This is a genomic window from Streptantibioticus ferralitis (genome assembly GCF_029223525.1).
GTDB lineage: Bacteria > Actinomycetota > Actinomycetes > Streptomycetales > Streptomycetaceae > Streptantibioticus_A > Streptantibioticus_A ferralitis.
The window spans coordinates 1-8,949 of sequence record NZ_JARHTQ010000070.1; the positions used below are offsets into that span (position 1 = coordinate 1).

The window sequence follows — 8,949 nt, forward strand, 5'->3', positions numbered from 1 at the left end:
GTCCAGGGGCTCCGCCCCTGGACCCGCGAGGCGCAGCCCCGGACACCTGGGCTGCGCCCGCAGCGGCGAGTCACGACGCTGCGCCAACCAGTGGGCCCGGGATGGCCGCCGTGCGCGGGCGGCCCGGTGCTGAAGGCACGGCGGATCAGGCCCCCGGTGGTCGAGCCGGGCGCTTGCGGCCGATCGGTGGCGAGGTCTCGGCGAAGGGACACGCGAGGGGGCCGGGGGCGGAGCCCCCGGTGGAGGTGCGGGGGGTGGAGCCCCTTGCGGGTGGGAAAGTGGGAAAGGCCGTTACGGGAAGACGACTGTACGGTGGCCGTTGAGCAGGACGCGGTGTTCGCTGTGCCACTTCACGGCGCGGGCCAGGGCCTGACATTCGACGTCGCGGCCGACGGCGACCAGTTGTTCGGGGGTTACCCCGTGGCCGACGCGCTCGACTTCCTGCTCGATGATCGGGCCCTCGTCGAGGTCGGCGGTGACGTAGTGCGCCGTGGCGCCGATCAGCTTCACACCGCGCGCGTGCGCCTGGTGGTACGGCTTGGCGCCCTTGAAGCTGGGGAGGAAGGAGTGGTGGATGTTGATGATCCGGCCGGGCAGCCGCTTGCACAGATCGTCGGAGATGACCTGCATGTAGCGGGCCAGGACCACCAACTCGACGCCCTCGTCCTCGACCAGCTTCAGCAGTTCGGCCTCGGCCTGCGCCTTGGTGTCCTTCGTCACCGGAATGTGGTGGAAGGGGATCCCGTACGAGCCGACGAGTTCCTCGAAGTCCCGGTGGTTGGAGACCACGGCCGCGATCTCTACCGGCAGCGCGCCGATGCGCGAGCGGAACAGCAGGTCGTTCAGGCAGTGGCCGAACTTGCTGACCATGATCAGGACACGCATCTTCTCCTCGGCCGCGTGGATCTGCCAGTCCATGCGGAAGGAGTCGGCGACGGCCGCGAAGCTGGCCCGCAGCTTGTCGGCGGTGACCGTGGGCTCGGCCGAGAAGTGCACCCGCATGAAGAACAGGCCGGTGTCCTGGTCTCCGAACTGCTGGCTGTCCACGATGTTGCAACCGGTCATGAACAGATAGCTGGAGACGGCGTGCACGATGCCCTGCTTGTCGGGGCAGGACAGCGTCAGGACGTACTGCGGGGCGGGTGCGGTGGGCTGTGCTTCGGTCACCGCAATAGCCTCGCACACTCCCGTGGCCCGCAGCTCAGCGGTCCGGGAACAGTTCAGCCGATGAGACGCTCAGCGAGACCTGGTGTAGATCGCCAGCACGTCCAGCGAGCGCGGCGGCGCATCCACATCGTCGCCGTCGTTCGTCGCCAGCAGCACGTGTGCGTCGCGCGCCGCCCGTACCGTCTCCGGCCAGCCCGGGTGGGCCAGATAGGCCGAGACGGCGGCGTCCGCGCCGACGTCGTGCAGGATCCGCAGCACCCGCAGCACCGCGGCGTCCACGAGAGCCGCCTCCTGCGCATCGCGGAAGATCGTTCCGACGTACTTCTCCGCTGACCAGTTGTCCAGCCAGGTGTCCTCGACCAAGCGGTACACGGCGTCGGTCACGTCCCCGTAGCCGGGGCGGCCCGCCACCCAGCATTCCTGCTGGAAGACCGGATCACTGAGCATGTGCAGCGCGGAGCGCACATTGCTGCGCCAGCGCCACCAGGGCATGTCGTTGAGCGGCATACGCCCCATGGTGGAGGAGCGGGCACCCCGCCGGGAAGACTTCTCCGAACCTTGCACGGTCATCGATCGTACGTTCAACGAGAAGCACGGATTCCACCAGGTACGGTCTCAGCGAACACCCCACACACCCGAATCACCGGTAATTCATCTTCTCGCCACCCGTGGTTGCCATGCGGTCACTCATGCGTTGACGGCGGCCGTGAAGCGTACGGAGCCATGACCGCTACACGACGGTTCGGTGTTCTGGCGGCCGCGGCCACGATCATGATCGGCGGCGTCAGCGGCTGCGCCCCGACACCCGAAACCGGTGCGGCGACGGATTCCAAAGATCCGGTCGTGGTCATGACCTGGGCGCCACAGGGCACGAATTCCACCAACTTGCCGGGTATGCCGGCCATGGCGGAGGCGTACGCCCGTATGGTCAACGCCGAAGGCGGCATCAACGGCCGCCCGCTGAAGGTACTCACCTGTGACGAACACAACGACTCGGTCCGTGCCGAGCGCTGTGCACAGCAGGCCGTGAGCTCGCACGCGGTGGCCGTCGTCGGCTCGTACAGCCAGTACGGGCAGAGCTTCATGGCCTCGCTGGAGAACGCGGGCATCCCGTACCTCGGCGGGTACGGGGTCGCGCCCGAGGAGTTCACCAGCCCGCTGTCGTATCCGGTAAACGGCGGGGCGCCCGCGCTGCTCGCGGGCAACGGCCGCCAGCTGTCCAGCATCTGCAACAGGACCGCGCTGATCCGCCCGGACAGCGCGGCAGGTGACCAGTACCCCGAATACCTCGACGCCGGACTGGCGTTCCGGCACCGCGCCCCCGCCGACGACATCAGGGCACCCGACGACGCGACCGACTACACGGGCGCGGCCCAGCGGGCGATCGGCTCCGGTGACCCGGGAAGCTGTGTGACGGCGGTGCTCGGCGACCGCACCGCCACCTTCTTCGACTCCTTCCGGCGAATCGGCGGCGGATCGCAGGTACGCACCGCCTCCGTGCTCGGCAGCGTCAAGCAGTCGCTGCTGGACAGCACCGGCGGTGCCGACAGCCCGCTGGAGGGCGCGTACGCGACCAGTTGGTATCCGCCCGCGAACGACCCGGCCTGGAACACCATGCGTACCGCGGTCTCCACCTACGCGTTCGGCGACAACCGCATCGACGTCGCCGACCCGGGCGCCGAGACGACCTGGATCGCCTACACGGTGTTCACCAAGATCGCCCGCTCGCTGGGCCACGACGCCATCACCGCGCAGAGCGTCCACGACGCGCTCGGTCGCGCCCATGACATCTCCACCGGCGGCCTCACCCCACCGCTCGGCTGGCGGTACGCGGACATGCTGGCGGTGCGCGGCTATCCGCGCATGGTCAACGCGACCGTGACCTACCAGGTCGTCAGGAGCGGGCAGTTGACCGCCGTCGGCAAGGGCGGCTTCGTGGACGTACGGAGCACGCTGGAGGGCACCTGAGCGCCCTCCGGCGGATCCCTACAGGTCCGTGAACTGGCGCTGGGTCAGGCCGTATTGGCCGGCGATCGGGTTCCACAGATCGGCGGCCTTCTTCTTGGCGAAGGTGGCCCTGCCGCTCGCCGCGTTGCCCTTCTGCGCGGCCGGAGTGCCCATGGCGTGGCCCTTCTCGCAGCCCTTCTTGTCCTTCGACACCTGGTCGGCCCAGGTCGCGTAGTCGTTGTCCGCCTCGGCGGACGCCTTCCAGGCCGCGGAGAGCTGCTTGACCAACTCATCGTGGTTGGGCAGCTTGTCGAGGGTCAGCTGGTCCAGCCGGGTCACCAGGTCACCGCGCTGACTCGCCGCGGTACGCAGATCGGAAGCGGACTTGTCCAGGTTCGTACAGGACCTGATGGAGTCCACCGCGCTGATCACCGAAGAACGGCTGCTGTTGCTGTCCTTCAGCAGCGCGTCAAGCTGCTTGGCCTGCGCCTGCGTGGCATCCCCTCCGGCGCCGCCGGTCGTGGAGCCGCCCGCCGCCGGTGAGGCGACGCCCGCCTTCTGCTGGTCGCCGCTGTTGCTGCCGCCGCTGAGCGCCGCACCCACCGCCACACCGATGACGGCGAGACCGGCTACCCCGATGCCGATCATGGCCGCGGGCGAGAGCTTCTTGCGGCCCGCGGGCGCGCGCCCGCCGTGCCCGGGGTCGCGCGGGGGCGGCGGGGTGTGCGGCGGCTGCGGCGGCATGCCGTACGCGGCGGTCTGCTGGGGCGGCAGGGTGCCGGGTCCGCCGTCCTTGCGGTACAGGAAGTCGTAGTCGTCCTGGGCCTGCGGCGGGGCCTGCTCGGCGTGCTGCGCTGCCGGTGCCTGCTGCTGGGGCGACTGCCAGCCGTCGTTGAAGCGCGGCAGTTGCTGGGTGGGCGCCGCGCCCGCGACCGGCTGCTCCGACTGCTGCGGCGGCATGAGCTGCTGGGTCAGCTCCTCCGGCGGCTGGTCACCGGGAGTGCCCGGCCGGATGGCGTACGGCGCCGCGCTCGGCATCGGCGGCTGCTGCGCGGCCGGTACCGGCTGCGGCGCGGCGGGCGGCTGCTGCGGCAGCGGCGGTACGGACGCCTGGAACTGCTGCTCTGGCGGCAGCGGTTGGCGCAACTCGGCCGACTGCTGGGGCAGTTCCGGGGACGGCTGGCCCAGCGGCGCAATGAGCTGGGTCCGCTCCGAATCGGCGCCGGACATGGATGAGTCGGCGCCCGGCGCGGGGTGCCCGGCCTCGGACTGCTGCGACGCGGACTGCTGACCGTACGGGGCGAGCAGCTGGGTCGCCTCCGACTGCTGGCCGTACGGCGTGAGCAGCTGCGTGGCCTCCGACTGCTGGCCGTACGGCGTGAGCAGCTGGGTCGCCTCGGACTGCTGGCCGTAGGGCGTGAGGAGCTGCGTCGAATCCGCGTCGGCGGCCTGCGGCGGCCCGTACTGCGGCTGCTGAAAGCCCTGTGGATCCTGGTGGCCCTGCGGCTGCTGCGGTGCACCCCACGGCTGCCCGGAGGCGGGCTGCACGACCTGGTCGGGCTGCGCCCACTGCTCGCCGTGCTGCTCACCGTGCGCGGGCAGCACGACGCCCTCGCGGGCCTCGGGCACCGCCGGCGCCTGCGGCTCGCGTGGAATCGGCATCGGCCGGTACGCGCCGTCCGCCGCCTCTTCTCCCCGCCCGCTCTGCATCACCGGAACTCCTGCCTGCTGCGTACTGTGGCCGTTTGGGGCAAGCCCCGGGTGGAGCTGAGTCCCCACATCCCCGACCGGCCCTTCGGAACGTCGGCTCACGCTACCGGGTCAATTCCGATCCCCACTACGCGCCCGTGTGAGTGACCGCACAGTAATGTGCTGACGGCCGTCCGCGGGCCTGGCACGGTTCCCGGAAATCGCAGCATGCAGGGCCTTCCGTAACGGCGGAAGGCGTCGGGATAGCGGTCCCGTAACGATTAGTGCGCCCCGGCGGGGGGGGCGGGGGCGCGGCCCCCGAGATGAACCTCACCCCGCGCCGGGGCGGCCTCACGCGGCCAGCTCGCTCTCCTCAAGTCGCGCGCCGAACTCCCGTACCACCGGCTCCTGGCCGAACGGCTCGATACGGCGCCGGAAGTCGTCCAGATACTCCGCGCCCCGGTTCGAGCGCAGCCCGCCGAGCAACTCGACGGCCTGCGTGGCGGTATGGCAGGACTGCTCCACCTCCCGGGCCTGCACCTGCGCGGCGGCCAGCACCAACAGGCCTATCGCGCGCCGCCGCACCCGGGTGGGCGGATGCCCGGCGAGCGCCTCCTCGGCACGTTGCACTCCGGGTACCGGCTGGTCCAGATCGCGATGGCAGTGCGCCAACTCGTCGGCCAGATACGCCTCGTCGAAGTGGGCGATCCAGTCCGGATCGTCCTCCGGAACGCTGCGGCCCAGCGCGTCGATCGCCCGCCCGGCGACCGCGTTGCACGCTCGGGCGTCACCGAGCAGGGCGTGACCGCGTGCCTCCGCCGCGTAGAACATCGCCTGCGCGGTGGGGGTGACATGGCCGCGCGCACCCTCCTGCGCGGCCCTGGCGAGCTGCGCGATCTCCCGAGGGTTGCCGAGCGAGGCGGCGAGGTGGCTCATTCCGGCGGCCAGTACGTAGCCGCCGTAACCGCGGTCGCCCGCGGCCTGCGCCAACCGCAGCGCCTGGATGTAGTAGCGCTGGGCAAGACCGGGCTGACCGGTGTCCACCGCCATGTATCCGGCGAGCTCCGTCAACCGTGCGACGGCGGCGAAGAGTTGACGGCCGGTCGCCTCCCGGTACGAGCCCGCCAGCAGTCCGGAGACGACGCTGTTGAGGTAGTGCACGACGATCGGGCGGACATGCCCGCTGCCGAATCGGTGGTCGAGGTCCACCAGCGCCTGTGTCGTCGCCCGCACCGCCGCCACGTCCGCCGCGCCGACCCGCGACCCCCCGCTACGGGAGACGATCGTGTCGGGACCGGTGATCAGCCAGTCACGGCTCGGCTCGACCAGCGCCGAGGCCGCGACCGTGGAGCCGGTCAGGAAGTCGCGGCGCCCGACATCGCTGCGCCACAACTCGCAGGCCTGCTCCACGGCGCCGAGCACCGTCGGCGCGAAGTGCAGCCCTACACCGGAGGCGAGGTTCTTGCCGTTGGCCATGCCGATCTCGTCGATCGTCACCGTGCGGCCGAGTTTGCGCCCCAGGGCCTCGGCGATGATCGCCGGCGCCCGACCGCGCGGCTGTTGACCTCGCAGCCAACGCGCCACGGAGGTCTTGTCGTACCGAAGGTCGAGTCCGTGCTCGGCGCCGCACATATTGACGCGGCGAGCCAGTCCGGCGTTGGAGCATCCGGCTTCCTGGATCAGCGCCTGCAGCCGTTCGTTCGGCTGGCGCGCCACCAGCGGTCGGGCGGCCATCGTCGTCCCCCCTCTGTACCTAATGCGTTTCACAGCCGGGTCGGACCCCGTGCTGCACGATCTCTGCCCATTGGAGCCGGGCAGTTATGCCGCTTTACGGCTCTTTATCGGTACTTTGCGCAATGAGATGTGCCACCGTGCCGTCAAGGGACTACCCACCCCGGAGCCGGTCGCTCGTGCGCGCCCCCGCCCGTGCACCTGTGCGCCCCGCGTGTCGCGCTCAAGAGGGAACGTGAGCTCCGTAACCCTTACTGACAAGGGAAGTTGTGCATCGCGTGGAAGACACCATCGGAGCCCCGCAGCCGCTTGCCGTAACCGAACACCTGCCGGAGGCGGCGGTGCGATACGCGGATGAGCGGCACTGGGACGTGTTCCCCGGCAGTTGGCTTGACGAGAGCGGCGGCGTCCAGCACTGCTCCTGCGGCTTCAGCGGCTGCCCCGCTCCCGGCGCCCATCCCACCCATACGGACTGGCCGGGCCAGGCGACCGGCAGCGGCGTCGCCGTACGCCGGATGTGGTCCAAGGAGCCGCGAGCCTCCGTCCTGCTGCCCACCGGCCGTAGCTTCGACGCGATCGACGTACCCGAGGTGGCGGGCTGTCTGGCGCTGGCCCGGATGGAGCGGATGGAGCTACCGCTCGGCCCGGTGCTCTGCACGCCCAACCGGAGACTGGTGTTCTTCGTACTGCCCGGCGCCAGCGCCAAAGTCCCCGATACCGTACGGCGGTTGGGGTGGCTGCCTTCCGCACTGGACATGGTGGTCCGCGGCGACGGCGACTATGTGGCGGCACCGCCGACCCGGATGGGCCGGGGTTCGGTGCAGTGGGCCCGGCAGCCGACCGCCCTGAACCGCTGGCTGCCGGACGCCGAGGAGTTGATCAGTCCCCTCGCGTACGCCTGCGGCCGGGAGGCGGCCGCCCAGCGGAACCGTTGACACGCTGAAGGCTGCCGCCGGGCACGGCGGCTTCGTGAGTCCGGGGCGGCGCGTCGGGCGTCAGCGCACGGCGGCGGCCAGGAACTCGTCCAGGGCCTGCTGCCAGGCCTCCGGCTGATCCCAGGGGACGAGATGACCGGCATCCGGTATTTCGGCGTAGGAGCCGTACGGGAGGACGCGGACCATCTCCTGGGCCTCGGCGCGGCCGAGTTCACCGTCCCAGCCGCGGACGACGAGGGTTGGGCAGTGGACCTGGGCGAGTTCGTCCCAGTGGGCGTCGCGCATCCACGGCTCCCGGGAGTTGAGCATGTGGTCGAAGGAGAACAGCGGCCACCAGCCGCCGGACCGCTCCTCCATGACCTCGGTGTAGAACGCACCGCGTGCCGGGCGCGGCCGCTCCAGCGTTGGATCATCGGCGCTGAACCATCTTCGTGCGTCGGCCAGCGCGGCGAAGGGCAGTGGCCAGGACGCGAACCACTGCTCCCATTCGCGCTGGCTCGCCTCGCCGAGCGCCGAGGCACGCATGTCGCAGATGACCAGGGCGCGTACCAGGTCGGGACGGCGGGCGGCGAGTTGCCAGGCGGTGAGCGCGCCCATGGAGTGGCCGACCAGGACGACCGGGGCGAGGCCGAGCTGTTCGACGGCCGCCTCGACGTCCGTGATGTACGCCTCGCGGCTGTACGGGCCCTCCGGCTTGGCGGAGCGGCCGTGGCCGCGCTGGTCGAGCGCGACCGGGCGGTAGCGGGCGGCCAGCGCCCGCGCGGTGGCCGCCCAGTGTGCGGCGCGGCCCATCAGTCCGTGCAGCATCAGCACCGCGGGCCGTGGCGCCTCACCGGGCGGGCCCGGATCGGACTCGACCGCCTCGGGCATCGCGTACCCGTCACGCGGCTTGTGCTGATCGGTGAAGTCCCAGGCAGCGAGCCGCACGCCGCCCGCTCCGGACACCTCGATACGACGAACCATCGATCCGGCACCCCCGGGTCAACCGTCCTGTCCGGCCCGGGTGGCCGAACACCCCCACGCTATCGAACTCATCTTCGAAAAAGCGGCACCCGCGCTTAACACCGCCCTTTCGAGTGACAAGCGCCAAGTGTGGTGCACACGCGGCGCGGGGATTACTTCCAGCGGGGAGGACAGTCCCCCTCGGGCGAGGGGAAGGACCCGGAGAGCTCGGGGTTCCGGGTACGACGCCCAGGGGACGAAGGGGAGGAAGGGCCCCGGCACACGCTCAGTGCCGGGGCCCCATCCCGTTCCGGGACGGGGCCGTTTCCCGGTTACCCGGGTACCCAACGGCTCCCCCGGGTGGGGTTTTAATTGTGCGGCCCCCCACCCCACCCCCCCCCCACGCAGCGCCGCGCGCCCGGGGGCCCCCCGGCGGCGAGGGCTGGCACGGGGGGGGGCACGACACCCATCTACATATAACCAGCAACAGCGCTAGCGCGGCCAGGAGCGGCGGCGTCCGACACCCCCCCCCCAACAG

The 8,949-nt window shown here is 71.0% G+C and carries 7 protein-coding genes; 2 read left to right on the forward strand and 5 right to left on the reverse strand.

What is annotated here, in order from left to right; translation table 11 throughout:
• Window positions 1–291: 291 nt before the first annotated feature.
• Window positions 292–1,167, reverse strand: coding sequence for a formyltetrahydrofolate deformylase (purU, locus tag P2L57_RS39460; RefSeq protein ID WP_275823364.1), 876 nt, complete (start codon window positions 1,165–1,167; stop codon window positions 292–294).
• Window positions 1,168–1,236: 69 nt separating this feature from the next.
• Window positions 1,237–1,737 (reverse strand): SCO4402 family protein, encoded by a 501-nt coding sequence (locus P2L57_RS39465; RefSeq protein ID WP_275823366.1) that lies wholly within the window; start codon window positions 1,735–1,737, stop codon window positions 1,237–1,239.
• 153 nt (window positions 1,738–1,890) lie between these two features.
• Between P2L57_RS39465 and P2L57_RS39470 the strand changes: the two genes are divergently transcribed.
• Complete coding sequence (locus P2L57_RS39470; RefSeq protein ID WP_275823369.1) at window positions 1,891–3,135, forward strand: ABC transporter substrate-binding protein; 1,245 nt, start codon at window positions 1,891–1,893, stop codon at window positions 3,133–3,135.
• An 18-nt stretch (window positions 3,136–3,153) separates the two neighbouring features.
• Here the strand turns inward: P2L57_RS39470 and P2L57_RS39475 are convergent, their stop codons facing one another.
• Both P2L57_RS39475 and P2L57_RS39480 read right to left on the reverse strand, forming a co-directional pair.
• Window positions 3,154–4,824: a mediator complex subunit 15 domain-containing protein gene (locus P2L57_RS39475; RefSeq protein WP_275823371.1), complete on the reverse strand. Its 1,671-nt coding sequence runs from the start codon at window positions 4,822–4,824 to the stop codon at window positions 3,154–3,156.
• A 330-nt stretch (window positions 4,825–5,154) separates the two neighbouring features.
• Window positions 5,155–6,537 carry an NsdA family TPR-like regulatory protein gene (locus tag P2L57_RS39480; RefSeq protein WP_275823373.1) on the reverse strand — a complete coding sequence of 461 codons (1,383 nt, stop codon included), beginning with the start codon at window positions 6,535–6,537 and terminating at the stop codon, window positions 5,155–5,157.
• A 275-nt stretch (window positions 6,538–6,812) separates the two neighbouring features.
• Here P2L57_RS39480 and P2L57_RS39485 point away from each other — a divergent pair, with 275 nt between their 5' ends.
• Window positions 6,813–7,469 (forward strand): bifunctional DNA primase/polymerase, encoded by a 657-nt coding sequence (locus P2L57_RS39485; RefSeq protein WP_275823375.1) that lies wholly within the window; start codon window positions 6,813–6,815, stop codon window positions 7,467–7,469.
• 60 nt (window positions 7,470–7,529) lie between these two features.
• Here the strand turns inward: P2L57_RS39485 and P2L57_RS39490 are convergent, their stop codons facing one another.
• A complete protein-coding gene (locus P2L57_RS39490; RefSeq protein ID WP_275823377.1) occupies window positions 7,530–8,432 on the reverse strand; it encodes an alpha/beta fold hydrolase in 903 nt (300 codons plus the stop codon).
• Between the last annotated feature and the right edge of the window lie 517 nt (window positions 8,433–8,949).